Annotated in this window: 16 protein-coding genes and 1 tRNA gene; 6 read left to right on the top strand and 11 right to left on the bottom strand. The window is 60.9% G+C overall.

What is annotated here, in order from left to right; genetic code table 11:
- Nucleotides 1–2: 2 nt before the first annotated feature.
- Together KUD11_RS07240 and KUD11_RS07245 are read left to right on the top strand one after the other, a co-directional pair.
- Nucleotides 3–1,301 (top strand): amino acid ABC transporter permease, encoded by a 1,299-nt coding sequence (locus tag KUD11_RS07240; RefSeq protein ID WP_109385303.1) that lies wholly within the window; start codon nt 3–5, stop codon nt 1,299–1,301.
- A 51-nt stretch (nt 1,302–1,352) separates the two neighbouring features.
- The gene (locus tag KUD11_RS07245) at nt 1,353–2,120 is read left to right on the top strand and encodes an amino acid ABC transporter ATP-binding protein (protein ID WP_109385302.1); all 768 of its coding nucleotides are present in this window, start codon (nt 1,353–1,355) and stop codon (nt 2,118–2,120) included.
- Nucleotides 2,121–2,177: 57 nt separating this feature from the next.
- Here the strand turns inward: KUD11_RS07245 and KUD11_RS07250 are convergent, their stop codons facing one another.
- From KUD11_RS07250 to rpmH, 11 genes are all read right to left on the bottom strand, one after another.
- Nucleotides 2,178–2,672, bottom strand: a complete 495-nt coding sequence (locus KUD11_RS07250) for a SixA phosphatase family protein (protein WP_109385301.1) — start codon at nt 2,670–2,672, stop codon at nt 2,178–2,180.
- On the bottom strand, nt 2,669–3,319 hold the full coding sequence (locus KUD11_RS07255; protein ID WP_224380165.1) for a ferredoxin: 651 nt from the start codon (nt 3,317–3,319) through the stop codon (nt 2,669–2,671). Before KUD11_RS07255 ends, KUD11_RS07250 begins: the two co-directional genes overlap by 4 nt.
- Nucleotides 3,295–4,089 carry a sterol desaturase family protein gene (locus tag KUD11_RS07260; protein WP_109385300.1) on the bottom strand — a complete coding sequence of 265 codons (795 nt, stop codon included), beginning with the start codon at nt 4,087–4,089 and terminating at the stop codon, nt 3,295–3,297. The genes KUD11_RS07255 and KUD11_RS07260 overlap by 25 nt, the downstream gene beginning before the upstream one ends.
- 48 nt (nt 4,090–4,137) lie before the next feature.
- Complete coding sequence (gene argB, locus KUD11_RS07265) at nt 4,138–5,001, bottom strand: acetylglutamate kinase (protein WP_109385299.1); 864 nt, start codon at nt 4,999–5,001, stop codon at nt 4,138–4,140.
- Nucleotides 5,002–5,043: 42 nt separating this feature from the next.
- On the bottom strand, nt 5,044–5,697 hold the full coding sequence (gene yihA, locus KUD11_RS07270) for a ribosome biogenesis GTP-binding protein YihA/YsxC (RefSeq protein WP_109385298.1): 654 nt from the start codon (nt 5,695–5,697) through the stop codon (nt 5,044–5,046).
- A gap of 47 nt (nt 5,698–5,744) precedes the next feature.
- Nucleotides 5,745–7,547, bottom strand: a complete 1,803-nt coding sequence (yidC, locus tag KUD11_RS07275; protein WP_109385297.1) for a membrane protein insertase YidC — start codon at nt 7,545–7,547, stop codon at nt 5,745–5,747.
- A gap of 208 nt (nt 7,548–7,755) precedes the next feature.
- A complete protein-coding gene (locus tag KUD11_RS07280) occupies nt 7,756–9,225 on the bottom strand; it encodes a putative bifunctional diguanylate cyclase/phosphodiesterase (RefSeq protein WP_109388091.1) in 1,470 nt (489 codons plus the stop codon).
- 160 nt (nt 9,226–9,385) lie between these two features.
- Nucleotides 9,386–10,246 carry a tRNA 2-thiocytidine(32) synthetase TtcA gene (gene ttcA, locus KUD11_RS07285; RefSeq protein ID WP_109385296.1) on the bottom strand — a complete coding sequence of 287 codons (861 nt, stop codon included), beginning with the start codon at nt 10,244–10,246 and terminating at the stop codon, nt 9,386–9,388.
- A 64-nt stretch (nt 10,247–10,310) separates the two neighbouring features.
- Nucleotides 10,311–10,532 (bottom strand): membrane protein insertion efficiency factor YidD, encoded by a 222-nt coding sequence (gene yidD, locus KUD11_RS07290; protein ID WP_109385295.1) that lies wholly within the window; start codon nt 10,530–10,532, stop codon nt 10,311–10,313.
- Nucleotides 10,529–10,948 carry a ribonuclease P protein component gene (rnpA, locus tag KUD11_RS07295; RefSeq protein WP_109385294.1) on the bottom strand — a complete coding sequence of 140 codons (420 nt, stop codon included), beginning with the start codon at nt 10,946–10,948 and terminating at the stop codon, nt 10,529–10,531. The genes yidD and rnpA overlap by 4 nt, the downstream gene beginning before the upstream one ends.
- 26 nt (nt 10,949–10,974) lie before the next feature.
- Nucleotides 10,975–11,109 (bottom strand): 50S ribosomal protein L34, encoded by a 135-nt coding sequence (rpmH, locus tag KUD11_RS07300; protein WP_009157868.1) that lies wholly within the window; start codon nt 11,107–11,109, stop codon nt 10,975–10,977.
- 299 nt (nt 11,110–11,408) lie between these two features.
- On the opposite strand from rpmH, the gene KUD11_RS07305 reads away from it, so the two are divergent.
- The 4 genes from KUD11_RS07305 to KUD11_RS07320 all read left to right on the top strand — a co-directional run bounded on the left by KUD11_RS07305 (nt 11,409) and on the right by KUD11_RS07320 (nt 15,098).
- A complete protein-coding gene (locus tag KUD11_RS07305; protein ID WP_109385293.1) occupies nt 11,409–12,140 on the top strand; it encodes a TVP38/TMEM64 family protein in 732 nt (243 codons plus the stop codon).
- A gap of 2 nt (nt 12,141–12,142) precedes the next feature.
- A complete protein-coding gene (locus tag KUD11_RS07310; RefSeq protein WP_109385292.1) occupies nt 12,143–13,561 on the top strand; it encodes a dihydrolipoyl dehydrogenase family protein in 1,419 nt (472 codons plus the stop codon).
- Between the two features lie 22 nt (nt 13,562–13,583).
- Nucleotides 13,584–14,963 carry a sensor histidine kinase gene (locus tag KUD11_RS07315; RefSeq protein ID WP_109385291.1) on the top strand — a complete coding sequence of 460 codons (1,380 nt, stop codon included), beginning with the start codon at nt 13,584–13,586 and terminating at the stop codon, nt 14,961–14,963.
- Nucleotides 14,964–15,021: 58 nt separating this feature from the next.
- Nucleotides 15,022–15,098 (top strand) — tRNA-Arg (locus KUD11_RS07320).
- Nucleotides 15,099–15,206 lie beyond the last annotated feature (108 nt).

Genomic DNA, 15,206 nt, shown 5'->3' on the forward strand with positions numbered 1-15,206 from the left:
CCATGTCAGATACACATGCACATTCCGTCGCCTTCGTCCGCGAAACCACCATCGAGCAACAGGCGCCCCCCTCATCGGCGGCGGGGCCTGTCGCGTGGATGCGCGAGAACCTGTTCGCGACATTGCCCAACGCGTTGCTGACCATCGCTTCGGCCTATGTGATCTTCCTGCTGCTGTCCTCGACCCTGCCTTGGATCTTGAATGGTATCTGGAACACAGACAGCCTTGCGGAATGCCGCGAAGCCCTTCAGGGGCAGGCGGCTGCGTGTTTCTCGGTCCTGACGGAGCGGTGGAACCAGCTTCTCTTCGGGTTCCAATACCCGTCTGATCAATACTGGCGGCCCGGTTTGGCCTTTGTTTTGCTGTTCTTCGCCGCAGCGCCGGTTTTGTTTTTCGACCTGCCGCGCAAGCTTTTGCTCTTCACCGCCGTCTACCCCTTCATCGCCTATTGGCTGATCTGGGGTGGCTCTATCTTTATTCCAATCTTTGCGGCACTGGGCTTTGTCGCGGGCTACGTTGTCTTCGACCGCTTCGGCAAACAAAACTTCGCGCTGGGCTTTTTTGGCGGGGTCGCTACGGCCTTGGTCGTTTGGTATGCCTCTGGCTTCATCACACCTGCGCTGACGCCTGAGGAGACTTTCCTTGAGGCGGTCCAATCGCGCGACATGGGTGGCTTCATGCTGAACATGATGCTCGGTGTGGTCTGCGTGTCTTTGTCTATCCCACTGGGCATCGCGCTGGCGCTGGGGCGGCAATCGTCGATGCCGCTGATCAAGGGTATCTGCGTGGTGTTTATTGAGTTTGTCCGGGGTGTGCCTCTCATCACTTTGCTCTTCGTGGCGAACGTGGTGCTTGCCTATTTCCTGCCGCCCGGCACGACATTCGATTTGATCCTGCGGGTGATTATCATGATCACGATGTTCGCCTCCGCCTATATCGCCGAGGTGATCCGGGGCGGGCTCGCTGCGTTGCCGAAGGGTCAGTATGAGGCGGCTGATTCTCTGGGTCTTGATTACCCTCAGGCAATGCGGCTGATCATCCTGCCCCAAGCGCTCAAAATCTCCATTCCGGGGATCGTGAACGTGGCGGTGGGCCTCTTCAAGGATACCACGCTTGTCTCGGTCATCTCGATGTTTGACCTTGTGGGCATGATCCGCGGGCCGATCCTTGCGTCCACCGATTGGAACGGCGTCTACTGGGAGCTCTTCAGCTTCGCCGCCATCCTATTCTTCGTCGTGTGCTACGGCATTTCGCAATATTCTCAGTGGCTTGAGCGTCGCCTTGCCACGGATCATCGTTAATGTGCCCTTACGCAGTGAACGCGTCAGGATACCCTAAAGGAGGCCGCAAGCATGGCTGAGAACACTCAAATGAAAGTCTCCGATCAGGTTGCGATCTCGATCGACAATATGAACAAATGGTATGGCAGCTTCCACGTGCTGCGCGACATTGACCTGACCGTCTACCAAGGCGAGCGGATCGTGATTTGCGGGCCGTCGGGCTCGGGCAAGTCCACGCTGATCCGGTGCATCAATGCGCTGGAGGAGCATCAGAAGGGCAAGATCACGGTCGATGGCACGCTTTTGTCGTCGGACCTGAAGAATATCGACAAGATCCGGTCCGAGGTCGGCATGTGCTTTCAGCACTTCAATCTCTTCCCGCACCTGACCATCCTTGAGAATTGCACTCTCGCGCCGATCTGGGTCCGCAAGACGCCCAAGAAGGAAGCCGAGGAAACGGCAATGCATTTCCTTGAGAAGGTGAAAATCCCGGAGCAGGCCGATAAATACCCCGGTCAGCTTTCGGGCGGGCAGCAGCAGCGTGTGGCCATCGCCCGGTCGCTGTGCATGAAGCCGCGCATCATGCTCTTTGACGAGCCGACATCGGCGCTTGACCCCGAGATGATTGCCGAAGTGCTCGACACGATGATCGAGTTGGCTGAGGAGGGCATGACCATGCTCTGCGTGACCCACGAGATGGGCTTTGCCCGCAAGGTGGCTAACCGGGTGATCTTCATGGATCAGGGCCAGATTGTTGAGCAAAACGAGCCCGAAGAGTTCTTCAACAACCCGAAATCTGAGCGGACGCAGCTTTTCCTGAGCCAAATCCTCGGCCATTGATAGACGCGCAAATTGCGTTTGAGAGCCCCCCAGACCTCATGCGGTTCGGGGGCTTTTCTATGCCGTGATCTCGCGTGGGATCATAAAATCCACGACTTCCGCACTGCGGGCTTCCGCCTGTGCCCAATCATCGATGGGCAGGTCCGCCACCATCGTGGCGCAGGTCGGATAATCTGCAAAGCGCGGATGTGCCGGGGGCGTAGCGGCGAGAGCGTGGGCAAATTCCGCGATGCCCGGATTGTGGCCCATCATCAGCACGCATTGCCCCGATGCGTCGCGTAATGCCCGCATCATCGCCTCAGGGCTTGCGTGATAAAGCGAATTGAGCAGGGTCACGGGGGCAATCAGCCCCAGCCCCTCCGCCGTTTCCTGAGTGCGCACGGAAGACGAGCAGAGCACCTCATCCGGCACGTACGCCTGCGCCCGCATCCATACGCCAAGGGCGTTGGCCGAACGCCGCCCGCGCCCGTTCAGTGGACGGTCATGATCGCTCAGATCCACAGCGCCCCAGCTTGATTTCGCGTGCCGCATCAGGATCAGGCGGCGCGTCATGTCTTGTGAAAACTGCGCATATGCAGTGCCGACTGCTCGGGGTCGCGATCAAAACTCTGGCTGACCGGGCAGGCGCGCCGGGCGCGGCAGCCAAGGCTCATGCAATCCTGCCCTGCGCTTGTGTCCAGATAGGCGTGGCATGCGTCTACGTTATAGCCCTGCTCCGCGCTCAGCGCGTCCACCGGACAGGCGCTCATGCAGGGTTGACCCTCGCACGTAGTGCAGGGCGATGTGACCGGGGCAGGCAATATTATTGTGTAATCAAATCTGAGCGCCCCGCGATAGGATACCATCAATCCCGCCGTATCATGCACCAGCATCCCCGCCGGGCTTTGCCACGCGCGCCCGCTGTCCATCGCCCACCGCAAAAACGGCAGGTAGGGTGGGCCGCCAAAGGGGAAGAGCGGCTCTGCGTTCAGCGCTCGCGCCATCCGGGTCACAACGCGCAGGGACCAGCGGTCCACTTGGTCTTTGCATCCATCCAGCATCTCGGCGGAGCCTTGCAGCATTGGCCAGAACGCCTGTGAGGGTCCGAGCAACACAACGGTTCCACCGTTCTCATGCAAAGCTCCCATCACGCTGAGCGCATCCACCTCCGCGGTGCGCGCAATATCCTCAAGGGTCAATTCTTGCGAAACGGCAGCCATAGGCTCCACCCCAGTTTTGAGGGCCGCCTATCTTGCCATTCCAACCCGATGGTCATGCCGTCATGCCCGGCGGCGGGCTGCGGGATATAGGTGCCGAACATCCGATCCCAGATCGAGAGAGCAAAGCCGTAATTGCTATCATGCTCATCGCGCCGGTCCGAGTGGTGGACGCGGTGCATGTCCGGTGTGACCAGCACGAGGCGCAAGGCCCTGTCGAGCCAGAGGGGCAGACGGATATTGGCGTGGTTGAACATGGCCGTGCCATTGAGGATGATCTCAAAGAGGATAATGCCGAGTGCGGGCGCACCAAGCAGGTAGACGAGGCCAATTTTCAACAGCATGGACACGGCGATCTCGACCGGGTGAAACCGGATCGCGGTGCTCACGTCAATGTCGCGGTCGGCGTGGTGGACGCGGTGAAAGCGCCACAGAAGCGGGATTTTATGCGTGATGAGATGCTGCGCCCAGATGGCGAAATCGAAGATCAAAATGGTGGCGATCACGGCCAGCCAAAGAGGCAATTCCCACGCGTTCATCAGGCCCCAACCCTGCGCCTCGGCATCGAGTGCGGCACCCACGGCCAGCAGGGGCAGCCCAACCGCGAGCGCGCGTAAGGCGCATGTGTTGAGGATCGTGATCGACCAGTTCGTGACCCAACGCCGCCCACGCGGCTCAGACCGCACGCGGCGGGGGGCCCATGCCTCAAGCGCTGCGAAAAGCGCGAAGAGCCCGAGGAAAATGCCAAGGCGGATGAGGGTCTCGTGTTCCATGACTAACAACCTATGCCGAAAGCCGCGCGGCGCAAGTCATGAGGCGCGTCAGCCTTCACGGATCATGGAGCCTGCGCCATGTTCGGTGAACAGCTCCAGAAGCGCTGCGTTGGGCGCACGCCCATCTACGATCACGACGGCGCGCACGCCCGCCGCGATGGCGGCAAGGGCTGTTTCCGTCTTGGGGATCATGCCGCCCTTGATGGTGCCCTCTGCGGTCATTGCACGAATTTGCTCGGCGGTCAGCTCGGTGACCACGGCCCCGCTTGCATCCCGAACCCCGTCCACGTCGGTGAGAAGGAGAAGTCGGTCGGCCTTGAGCGCGCCCGCGATAGCCCCGGCCATCGTGTCGCCGTTTATGTTGAACGTCTCGCCCGCGCGGCCCGACCCGAGCGGGGCAATCACCGGGATCGCATCGTCGCGGAAAAGCGTGTGCAGGATGCCTGCGTCAATCTCGGATGGCTTGCCCACAAGGCCAAGTGCCGGATCGGCAGGATCACACGTGACCATATTCGCGTCCTTGCCCGACAGGCCCACGGCGCGGCCACCTTGGGCATTGATCGCCTGCACGATGCGCTTGTTAACACGGCCCGAGAGGACCATCTCAACCACTTCCATGGTGGCGGCATCCGTCACCCGCTTGCCGTTCACGAACTCGGATTGGATATCCAGCTTGTCCAGCATCTCGTTGATCATCGGACCGCCGCCGTGCACGATCACGGGGTTCACGCCGACCTGCCGCATCAGCACCACATCGCGTGCGAACATGTCCATCGCAGCATCGTCGCCCATCGCATGGCCACCAAATTTGATGACAACCACGGCGCCATCGTAGCGTTGCAAATAGGGCAGCGCCTCGGACAGGGTTTTGGCTGTGGCGATCCAATCGCGGTTCATGTCGCGCTTCTTCATGTCTGGTCCCTCATGGCGGTGTTTATCCCCGAGGGCGCGCGCTTAGGCAAGGGTGGCGATGGTGGCGCGCAGATCGGGGATGCCGATGCCTTTTTCGCTGGAGGTGAGGATGATCTCCGGAAATGCTGCAGGATGTTTGGCCAGCGCGCCGCGCACTTGGGTCAGGATGCGCGCGCGCTCGGCGTCTTTAACCTTGTCGGCCTTCGTCATCACCACCTGAAAGGTCACGGCGGCGCTGTCCAGCAGGCTCATGATCTCGTCATCCACCGGCTTCACCCCGTGGCGGGTGTCAACGAGCACAAAGGCGCGGCGCAGGTTTTGCCGCCCGGACAGATAGGATTTTAGCAGACGCTGCCATTTCTCCACAATCGGAAGCGGGGCATTGGCATAGCCGTAGCCTGGTAGATCGACGAGGTAGTGGCTCTGAGCGAGGGTAAAGAAGTTGATCTCTTGCGTGCGGCCTGGGGTATTGGAAGCACGCGCAAGCCCCTTGCGGCCCGTCAGAGCGTTGATCAGCGTGGATTTCCCTACGTTGGAGCGCCCGGCGAAGCAGACCTCAAGCCTGTCGGAAGGCGGCAGCCCATCCATGGCCACCACACCTTTGAGAAACTCAGTCTCACCGGCGAAGAGAATGCGGCCCTTCTCCGACGTCAGCTCATCGGGCGCGGGTGCGAGGGGGAAAGGCAGCTGCTCCATAGCTCAGCCGGCCCCGATCAGGCCGTGCCCCGAGCCCGCGATCCCACTCATTTTTTGGGGTCTTTCTGCGGCTCGGAGGCGGTTTTGCGTTTGAAGCTCTCGCGGATGTTTCCGAACACATCGGGTTTATAGCCTTGGCTGCGCATGATCAGATATTGCTGTCCAAAGGTGATCATGTTGTTCGCGATCCAGTAGACGACAAGGCCGCTGGCGAAGGTGCCGAGCATGAACATGAAGACCCATGGCATCCATGCGAAGATCATCTTTTGCGTGGGGTCCGTGGGCGTCGGGTTCAGCTTTTGCTGGAGCCACATTGAGATGCCGAGGCCCAACGGCAAGATGCCGATAAAGATGAGCGCAAGGATTGAGCCCGCTTCCGGCGCGTCCCACGGCAAGAGGCCATAGAAGTTGAAAAGCGACGAGGGGTCAGGCGCGGACAGATCGTCGATCCAACCGATCCACGGGGCGTGGCGCAGCTCCAGCGTGACGAAGATCACCTTGTAGAGCGAGAAGAAGATCGGGATTTGGAGCAAGATCGGCAAACAGCCCGAGGCCGGGTTCACCTTCTCTTTCTTGTAAAGCTCCATGATCTGCTTTTGCATCGCCTGCTTATCATCGCCGGCGGATTCCTTGATCTTCTCCATCTGCGGTTGCAGCTCTTTCATCCGCGCCATGGAGACGTAGGATTTATAAGCCAGCGGCAGCAGAACGGCCTTGATCAGCAGCGTGAGGCCGATGATCGCCCAGCCCATATTTCCGATAAACGCGTTAAGATAATGCAGCACGGCGAAGATCGGCTTGGTCAGGAAAAAGAACCAGCCCCAGTCGATGGAATCGAGGAAGCGGTCGATGCCGCCATCATTTTGGTAGTTGCGGATCGCTTCCCATTCCTTGGCACCGGCAAAGAGCTGGGTCTGCGCCGCGGCGCTTTCACCGGGGGCGAGGGTCTGGGTCGTTTGCTTGACCGTGGTCTGATAGATATCGCGGCGCGGGTCCTGCAACGTGCTGATGTCAAAGCTTGTTTCGCCGCGCGGGATGAGTGTGGTCATCCAGTAGTGATCGGTGAACCCGGTCCAGCCTTCGGTTGCGACGAGCACGTCCTCATGCTGACCTGCGGGCAGGAAATCATCGTAATCAGTCTCGGTAAGCTCGCCATCCACCATCTTGATGCCACCCTCGTGGAGGATGAAGAAATTCATCAGATCATCGGGCAGGCCGTGCCGCGCGAGGATGCCGTAAGGCGCGAGGGTGGCGGGTTCGGTGCCACTATTGGTCACCGATTGGGTGACCGAGAACATGTAATTCTCGTCGATCGAAATCTCGCGGCGAAAGCTCAGCCCGGTCCCGTTGTCCCAGGTCAGCGCGATGGGGTTATCGGGAGTGAGGGTTGCGTCGCTCTCGGCGGTCCAGATCGTGTTGGCTCCGGGTACCTGCTCAGGCGTGAGACCGCCGCCGGGGGCCCATCCGAAGAGCGCGTAATAGGGTGCATCTGTGCCGATGGGAGACAGCAAATTCACGATTTCTGCACCCGGCTCAAGCGTATCGCGGTATTTGCGCAGCGACAGGTCGTCGATTCTGCCACCCAGAAGAGAGATCGAGCCCTTCAGCGTCGGCGTATCGATGGCGATGCGTGGCGCGTCTGGCGCTGTTGGTGCGGCCTCGGGCGCGGGTGCTTCGGGGTCTGCCGCCGTAGGCGCGATGGCCGTGGCGGGCAGCGTTTCCGTCACGGGGGCCGCTTCGGTGATCGCGGCGGGGTCCGGCTCTGGCGGGGGGAAGAGCACAAACCAGATGAGGATCACGAAGAAACTCAGCGCGGTGGCAAGGATTAGGTTCTTGTTCTGATCGTCCATCGCGGGCGGCCACTCATCTGTTTGGCGCGTTCACTGAAATCGGCCCGGGTGGCTGAAGCGCGCGAAAAGCCTCCGGGGCGGGCCATTCGCACAGGCCAAAGGCCCCGCGCAAAGCGGCACTGTCTTGGCCTGCTTTCAACAGAGTGCTGTCCCAAAGGTCAAGTGCATTTACCGATATTGCGGCGGGGTAACGCATGGCAAAGGCGCTCTACCCCGTCTGACGGCCAATTTCGGGCAGGGGCTGAATTTTGGCCATGTACTCTTCGGCCCATCTCAGCGTGTCCTCCAGAGGCATAGGGCGACCGATGCCGAAGCCCTGCACATAGCCGCAGCCAAGTTGGCCCAGCATAGCGTGTTCGCCTGCGGTTTCCACACCCTCGGCGAGGGTTTCAAGCCCCAGTTGCTCGGCCATGGTGATGATGGCGGAGACCATGCGCTGTTGCTGGGGATCGCGGTCCACCTTCATCACGAAGGAGCGGTCAATCTTGAGGCGCTGCACATCAAAGCGACGCAACGAGGAGATTGAGGCATGTCCGGTGCCGAAATCATCCAGATCTATTTGGCAGCCCAATTTCGAGAGCGCCGCGATGTTGCGCACCACCGTGTCATCGGGTGAGGAGGCCACAACCGTCTCTAGGATTTCGATCGTGAGCCGGGACGGGGCCAGCTCGAAGCGATCAAGCTCCCATTCGATCTTTTTGATCAGGCGCGGGTTGCGTAGCTCCTCTGGAGCGAAATTCACACCGACCTGTGGCACGTCTAAGCCCGCCAAATCCCATGATTTCATGGCGCTTAGGGCATGGTAGAGTATCACTTCGCCCAAGCGCCCCATCTGGCTGGATTGCTCTAGCGCGGGCAAAAACTCCAGCGGGGAGATCAAACCGCGCTTGGGGTGGTGCCAGCGGGCGAGCGCCTCAAACCCACTGATACGGCCTGTGTCGGTGGAGACCTGTGGTTGAAACCATGGATGTATCTGGCCTGCTTCGAGGGCCTCAATAGCCTCATCCGCCAGACCAATGTCGCAAAGGACGGCGGGCGTGTGCATTTCCTGGCTATAGACACGCATGGCGGAGGGGCCGTGGCGGCGGGCCTCTGCAAGTGCCACACTGGCCGCATCCATCAGGCCCGCGCCGCTTTTGACGGCCACGTTACTGTCGAGGGTCAGCCCCACCGAGGCGCTGACATAGACCGTCGCCCCATCCATGACCAAAGGCTCCTCAACGGTGGTTTGCAGTCGTGAGGCAATGTGCAAAGCGTTTCCGAGATCAAGCCTGCGCATTGGCGCAAGGCTCACGGCCAGCAGGTTATCCTCAAGTCGGCTGATCCTGTCACGCCCTCTGACGCTGCCGCAAAGACGCTCCATCACGCTGGTCATCAAGTGCTCGGTCCCGGCCCGGCCATAGCGGGTCAGAAGCTTGTCATAGTCATCAAGCTCAATCAGAACGCATCCCGTCCGACATGAGGAGCGATTCGCGGAGAGGGCTGCGGCATGCAACGCCTCCTCAAAGCTGTCACGCCCGATCAGGCTTACCTCATCCCGGCGGCTCGTATCCGGCTCGCGGGTCAGCACGCTGGCAAATGCGAGGCATATGGGAAAGCCCAAGGCGCCCATGATCAACATTTGCTCACCACCCAGCCAATACCCGCCGAGCACGAGGGCAAGCAGGAAAGCCAGCATGGGCGGACCTGTCAAGGCCGCGCTCAGACGCGCGCGCAGGACTGAGAGAGGCATGAAGTGGCGCAATGACATGGTCCGCGATTCCCTTTGCTGATGATCAACCTAAGGGCGCGACCTCAACAGTCCTTTAACGACGGCGCGCGTGCATGCACAAATCGCCTCAAATTGTATCGGGCGCGTCAGACGTTCTTGCCAGCGCGGCAAAATCAAAGAGGTTTGGGTCAAGAAGATGCGAGGGCCGTGCGTTCATCAGCGCCCGGAACATTACCTGACGGCGGCCGGGGCTGTTGGCCTCCCACCCATCGAGAATTGCCTTGACCTGTTGGCGTTGCAGCCCGTCCTGGCTACCGCAGAGATCGCAAGGGATGATGGGATAATCCATGGCCTGCGCGAATTTCTCGCAATCAACCTCGGCCACATGGGCGAGGGGGCGGTAGACGAAAAGATCACCCTCCTCATTCAAAAGCTTTGGTGGCATCGTCGCGAGCCGCCCGCCGTGAAAGAGGTTCATGAAGAAAGTCTCAAGGATGTCATCGCGGTGATGGCCCAGAACGACCGCCGAGCAGCCCTCTTCGCGCGCCACACGGTAAAGATTGCCGCGCCTCAGCCGCGAGCAGAGCGCACAAAACGTGCGGCCCGCTGGGATCTTGTCCATGACGATCGAGTAGGTGTCTTGATACTCAATCCGGTGCGGGACCTGCATGCGCTCAAGAAACGCCGGGAGCACGGTGGCGGGAAAGCCCGGTTGCCCCTGATCAAGGTTGCAGGCCAGTAGATCGACCGGCAAAAGCCCGCGCCATTGCAGCTCATGCAGCACGGCCAGAAGGGTATAGCTGTCCTTGCCGCCCGACAGGCACACCAGCCATTTGGCGCGGGTCGCGTCCGCGCTGCGATCCACCATCGCGTATTGATCAACCGCCTCGCGGGCGAGGCGCACGATGCGTTTGCGCAGCTTGCGAAACTCGGTCGTGCGGGGCGCGCCGTAAAAGAGCGGATGGATATCGTCGGGTTGGTCCAGCATGACGCCTCGTGTATGTCAGATGGGAGGGTGCGGCAATAGAATCGGCGTTTTCCGCAGAGCCGGGCTAATCAGGCACGTCGTCAATGCCGCTGGCGCCCCATGGGTGGCAGCGGGCGATGCGCCGCACGGTAAGCCAGCCACCTTTGAGCCCACCATGCTTGCGCAGCGCTTCCATCGCATAGGCGCTGCATGTGGGATGAAAGCGGCAATTATGCCCGACCCAAGGGCTGAAGATCAGCCGGTAGGCGCGGATGGGCAGGGCGAGGATATGTGCGAGCGGGCTCATTTCACTTGGGTCCCCGCGCTGTTATGCAGCTTGCGCAGCGCATAGCGCAGATCACCCTTCAGCGCTTCGAACGGGCGGGCGGCGGTGGCCTCATGCCGGCCGATCAGCACGTAATCCCATCCGGGGCGCCCATCTGTGGGCAGGATGGCGCGGGCGGCCTCACGTAGCCTGCGCTTGGCGCGGTTGCGCGCCACCGCGTTGCCAACCTTCTTGGAGCAGGTGAAGCCCACGCGGATCTCGCCCGGCGCCTCGCCCTCGGGGCGCATGAGCGCTTGCACCAGCATCCCTGTGGTCCCGCGCCGGGCCGCGCGGGCGGCACGCAGAAACTCGGCCCGTTTAGTGAGAACATGCAGACGCAAAAAATCCGCCGGGGGCAAAATCCCCGCATCCAAATCGGGGGCCTCCGGCGGTCTCATGTCTTACATGCCTCGACTTGTGCGCTTTACGCGCTCAGCGACTTGCGGCCCTTCGCGCGGCGCGCGTTCAGGATTTTACGGCCCGCTTTGGTCGCCATGCGCGAGCGGAAGCCGTGGCGCCGTTTGCGCACGAGGTTCGAGGGTTGAAAGGTGCGTTTCATCGCTCCGTCTCCGAATTTGCCTGCGGGCGGGGCGCATAGGATTCGCGCCAGGATGCCCGGTTATGTCTCTGAAGCCCGGTCTATAGAGAGGGGCAGGACCCAAGTCAAACGCCGCCGCGCGGTTTTTTGCAACAAATCTACTGCGCACCGTGTACCGGGATGTTACAAAAGCGCAGTCTTTGCGTAAAGGCAGGGTGCAAACTATCACCTGCGATCAAGCGCCCGTGATCCGTCTATCATTTGCACCGCGCACCCGTCATCTAAGGACTAGAAAAATCACTGATAAAGGCGGAAAAGACGTGGAACATACACAAGTACAACCCAAAGGCTCGGCCCTGCGCCATGCGCCCTTGGTAGTGATCGTGATCATTGCGGCCATCGGGGCCTTTACCCTGAAGGATTATCTCAGCTTCGAGACATTGCGCGACAACCGCGAGGCGCTTTTGGCATTTCGGGATGCGAACTTCTTCGGGATCATGGCCATTTTTATCGCCATCTATTTCGCCATCGTGGCGTTTTCCCTGCCGGGGGCTGCTGTGGCCTCGGTCACGGGCGGGTTTCTCTTTGGTCTGGGGCTGGGCACCACGTTTAACGTGACGGCCGCGAGCCTTGGGGCGTTTGCCATCTTCTTTGCGGCGCGTGCGGGTCTCGGAAAATCCCTTGCGGCCAAGATGCAGGCGGGCGAAGGCACGCTGAAGAAGATCAAGGACGGGCTGCATGCCAACGAGATCAGCTATCTCTTCCTCCTGCGCCTTGTGCCTGCGGTACCGTTTTTCGTGGCCAATCTTCTGCCCGCGCTTGTGGGCGTGAAGTTCCGCAATTTTGCGCTGACCACGGTTTTGGGCATCATCCCCGGCGCGCTGGTTTTCACATGGATTGGTGTTGGCCTCGGAGAGGTGTTCGATCGCGGTGAGAGCCCTGATCTGAGCCTTCTGTGGGAGCCGCAGATCATCGGGCCAATCTTGGGTCTCAGCGTGTTGGCTGCCCTGCCGATTGCAATCAAGGCCGTGCGCGGCAAGAAGGAACTCTGAGCATGGCACGTATCAAGACGGATCTTCTGGTGATCGGCGCGGGCTCGGGCGGGTTGTCCGTGGCCGCGGGCGCCAGCCAAATGGGTGCGAAGGTGGTCCTTTTGGAGGGCCATAAGATGGGCGGCGATTGCCTGAACTATGGCTGCGTGCCGTCCAAGGCGCTGATTGCCTCGGGCAAAGCGGCCTACGGGCAGGCCCACAGCGCCCCCTACGGCGTGGCGAATGTGGACCCGAAGGTGGATTATGCCGCCGCCAAAGATCATGTGGCTGATGTGATCGCCACCATCGCCCCCGTAGACAGCCAGGAGCGCTTTGAAGGCTTTGGCGTGCATGTGATCCGCGAATTCGGGCATTTCATCTCCCCCACCGAGGTGCAGGCCGGGGATGACGTGATCGTGGCGCGACGGGTGGTGATCGCCACAGGCTCTTCGCCCTTGGTGCCGCCTATTCCGGGGCTGGACAAAGTCCCTTTCGAGACAAACGAGACGCTTTTTGAGCTGCGCGATGCGCCCAAGCATTTGCTGATCATTGGCGGTGGGCCGATTGGGATGGAAATGGCGCAGGCGCATCGGCGTCTGGGCAGCCGCGTGACGGTGATTGAGGGTGCCAAGGCCATGGCCAATGACGATCCGGAAATGGCTGCGATTGTTCTCGACAAGCTGCGCGAGGAGGGTGTCGAGATTGCCGAAGACGCGCTTGCCGCCGAGATCCGTGGCAAAAAGGGTGCGATTGAGGTGGAGGCCAAGGATGGTCGTGTCTTCAAAGGATCGCACCTGCTGATGGCCGTGGGGCGCAAGACGAATACCGAACGGCTCAATCTCGAGGCCGCCGGCATCCGCACCAAAGGGCGCGGGATCAAGGTGGACGCAAGCCTCAAGACGACGAACCGCCGCGTCTATGCCATTGGCGATGTGGCGGGGGGGATGCAGTTCACCCATGTGGCGGGTTATCACGCAGGGCTTATCATCCGCTCGGCGGTGCTGGGCCTGCCCGCGAAGGAGCGCACGGATCATATCCCATGGGCCACCTATACCGACCCTGAGCTGGCGCAGATCGGCCTGACCGAGGCGCAGGCCCGCAAGAAGCATGGGCCCGCATTGGAAGTGGTGCGGTTTGAATATGCCCATAACGACCGCGCCATTGCCGAGCGCAAGACAACCGGCCTCATCAAGGTGATGGTCGTCAAGGGCCGCCCCGTGGGTGTGTCGATCGCGGGCACGCAGGCGGGCGAGCTGATCAACCTCTGGGCGCTGGTGCTGGCCAACAAGATGAAGATGAGTCAGGTCGCGGCCATGGTCGCGCCATACCCCACGATTGGCGAAGTGAACAAACGCGCTGCCGGGGCCTATTTCTCGCCACGGCTTTTTGATAGCTCTAAGGTGAAGTGGGTGGTGGGCATGGTTCAGCGCTGGCTTCCTTGAATTTGCAACGGCGAAGAGCATCATGAATTCACTTTCGGGCCGCTTCCTGATCCTTACGGCGATCTTCGTGATGCTGGCCGAGATTATGATCTTTGTGCCCTCTGTCGCGCGCTTTCGCGAGGATTTCCTGCTGACCCGGCTGGAGCGGGCGCAGATCGCTTCATTGGCCCTTCTTGCCTCCGAGGAGATCAGCGCAGAACTGGAAGAAGAGCTTCTGAGCAATGCGGGCGTCTTCAACGTGGTCATGCGCCGCGATGAGGCGCGCCAGCTGATGCTGGACTCGCCCATGCCCTCGCCCATTGTCCAGACGTTCGATCTGCGCGATGCCACCGCGCTTGGCCTGATCCGGGACGCGATGGCGCGGCTGGTGACCCCCGAGCCCGAGGTGATCCGCGTGATCGGTGCGCCGTCCCGGATGGCGGGCCTGCTCATCGAGGTGACGATGGAGACACGCACGCTGCGTGAGGCCATGCTGGATTACGGCGTGCGCATCCTGATCCTCTCGGCGGTTATCTCGATCATCACGGCTGTTTTTTTGTTCCTCGCCGTGCGGGTGTTCCTCGTGCGCCCCATCAAGCGGGTCGTGGAGTATATGAAGAGCTACGCGCTTGCCCCCGAGGATGCGCGCGGCGTGATCATGCCCAGCTCCAGCATCACGGAGCTGCGCGAGGCCGAAGAAACCCTGCGCCTGATGCAGACCCAACTGACGCAGGCACTGCGTCAGAAAGAGCGTCTGGCCCAGCTTGGTGGCGCTGTGGCGAAGGTCAGCCATGATCTGCGCAATATTCTGACCTCAGCGCAGCTTTTCACTGACCGGATCGAGATGTCTGAGGACCCTGCCGTCAAACGCATGGCGCCTAAGCTGGTCAATTCGATCACCCGCGCGGTCTATCTGTGCGAAAGCACGCTGGCCTACGGAAAGGCTGAGGAGCCGGCACCGACCCTCGGGGATGTGGGGCTTGAGGATATCATTGAGGATGTGTTCGATAGCGAGCGGCTCTCGGTGGATGGTTCAGATGTCAGCTTTTCGTCCGACGTGCCCACGGGCTTCACCCTGAGCGCGGATCACGAGCAGCTCTACCGCGTGATCGCCAATCTGGTGCGCAACGCACGCCAAGCCATCGTAAACTCCGGCAAAGCGGGCGAGATCAGCATACAGGCAGCCCAAACAGAGGCTGATTGGATCATCACCATCGCGGATACAGGTCCCGGCCTGCCCAAACGTGCGCAGGACCACCTTTTTCAGCCGTTTCAGGGCGGTGCGACCAAAGGTGGCTCTGGTCTTGGCCTCACGATTTCCCAAGAGCTGATCCGCGGCCATGGTGGGCATTTGATGCTGGCGGCAACGGGCCCTGAGGGCACACGCTTCGAGCTGACCCTCCCACGTGGCGCGCGCGCATGAATTTGTGCCCCGCCCCCCTTGCTATCCCGTGCCGCTTTGTCTAATTGCTGGCCCCTGTGGACCGATAGCTCAGCTGGATAGAGTACCTGACTACGAATCAGGGGGTCGGGGGTTCGAATCCTCCTCGGTCCGCCACCTCCCTTACAGTGCAAACATAAAACGTAACCGTTTGAGAGCCGTGGGACATGCCCGCCGGGTGTTGGTAACGGGTTGTGACTTGTGATTGCTTCTGTCGACGCGCGG

Source organism: Roseovarius carneus (assembly GCF_020141465.1).
GTDB classification, from domain to species: domain Bacteria; phylum Pseudomonadota; class Alphaproteobacteria; order Rhodobacterales; family Rhodobacteraceae; genus Roseovarius; species Roseovarius carneus.

What these genes read in the sequence shown, in the direction of transcription:
- KUD11_RS07240 (WP_109385303.1), top strand. Translation starts at nt 3, where the DNA reads ATGTCAGATACACATGCACATTCCGTCGCCTTCGTCCGCGAAACCACC.
- KUD11_RS07245 (WP_109385302.1), top strand. Translation starts at nt 1,353, where the DNA reads ATGGCTGAGAACACTCAAATGAAAGTCTCCGATCAGGTTGCGATCTCG.
- KUD11_RS07250 (WP_109385301.1), bottom strand. Translation starts at nt 2,672, where the DNA reads ATGACGCGCCGCCTGATCCTGATGCGGCACGCGAAATCAAGCTGGGGC.
- KUD11_RS07255 (WP_224380165.1), bottom strand. Translation starts at nt 3,319, where the DNA reads ATGGCTGCCGTTTCGCAAGAATTGACCCTTGAGGATATTGCGCGCACC.
- KUD11_RS07260 (WP_109385300.1), bottom strand. Translation starts at nt 4,089, where the DNA reads ATGGAACACGAGACCCTCATCCGCCTTGGCATTTTCCTCGGGCTCTTC.
- argB (WP_109385299.1), bottom strand. Translation starts at nt 5,001, where the DNA reads ATGAAGAAGCGCGACATGAACCGCGATTGGATCGCCACAGCCAAAACC.
- yihA (WP_109385298.1), bottom strand. Translation starts at nt 5,697, where the DNA reads ATGGAGCAGCTGCCTTTCCCCCTCGCACCCGCGCCCGATGAGCTGACG.
- yidC (WP_109385297.1), bottom strand. Translation starts at nt 7,547, where the DNA reads ATGGACGATCAGAACAAGAACCTAATCCTTGCCACCGCGCTGAGTTTC.
- KUD11_RS07280 (WP_109388091.1), bottom strand. Translation starts at nt 9,225, where the DNA reads ATGCTGGCTTTCCTGCTTGCCCTCGTGCTCGGCGGGTATTGGCTGGGT.
- ttcA (WP_109385296.1), bottom strand. Translation starts at nt 10,246, where the DNA reads ATGCTGGACCAACCCGACGATATCCATCCGCTCTTTTACGGCGCGCCC.
- yidD (WP_109385295.1), bottom strand. Translation starts at nt 10,532, where the DNA reads ATGAGCCCGCTCGCACATATCCTCGCCCTGCCCATCCGCGCCTACCGG.
- rnpA (WP_109385294.1), bottom strand. Translation starts at nt 10,948, where the DNA reads ATGAGACCGCCGGAGGCCCCCGATTTGGATGCGGGGATTTTGCCCCCG.
- rpmH (WP_009157868.1), bottom strand. Translation starts at nt 11,109, where the DNA reads ATGAAACGCACCTTTCAACCCTCGAACCTCGTGCGCAAACGGCGCCAC.
- KUD11_RS07310 (WP_109385292.1), top strand. Translation starts at nt 12,143, where the DNA reads ATGGCACGTATCAAGACGGATCTTCTGGTGATCGGCGCGGGCTCGGGC.
- KUD11_RS07315 (WP_109385291.1), top strand. Translation starts at nt 13,584, where the DNA reads ATGAATTCACTTTCGGGCCGCTTCCTGATCCTTACGGCGATCTTCGTG.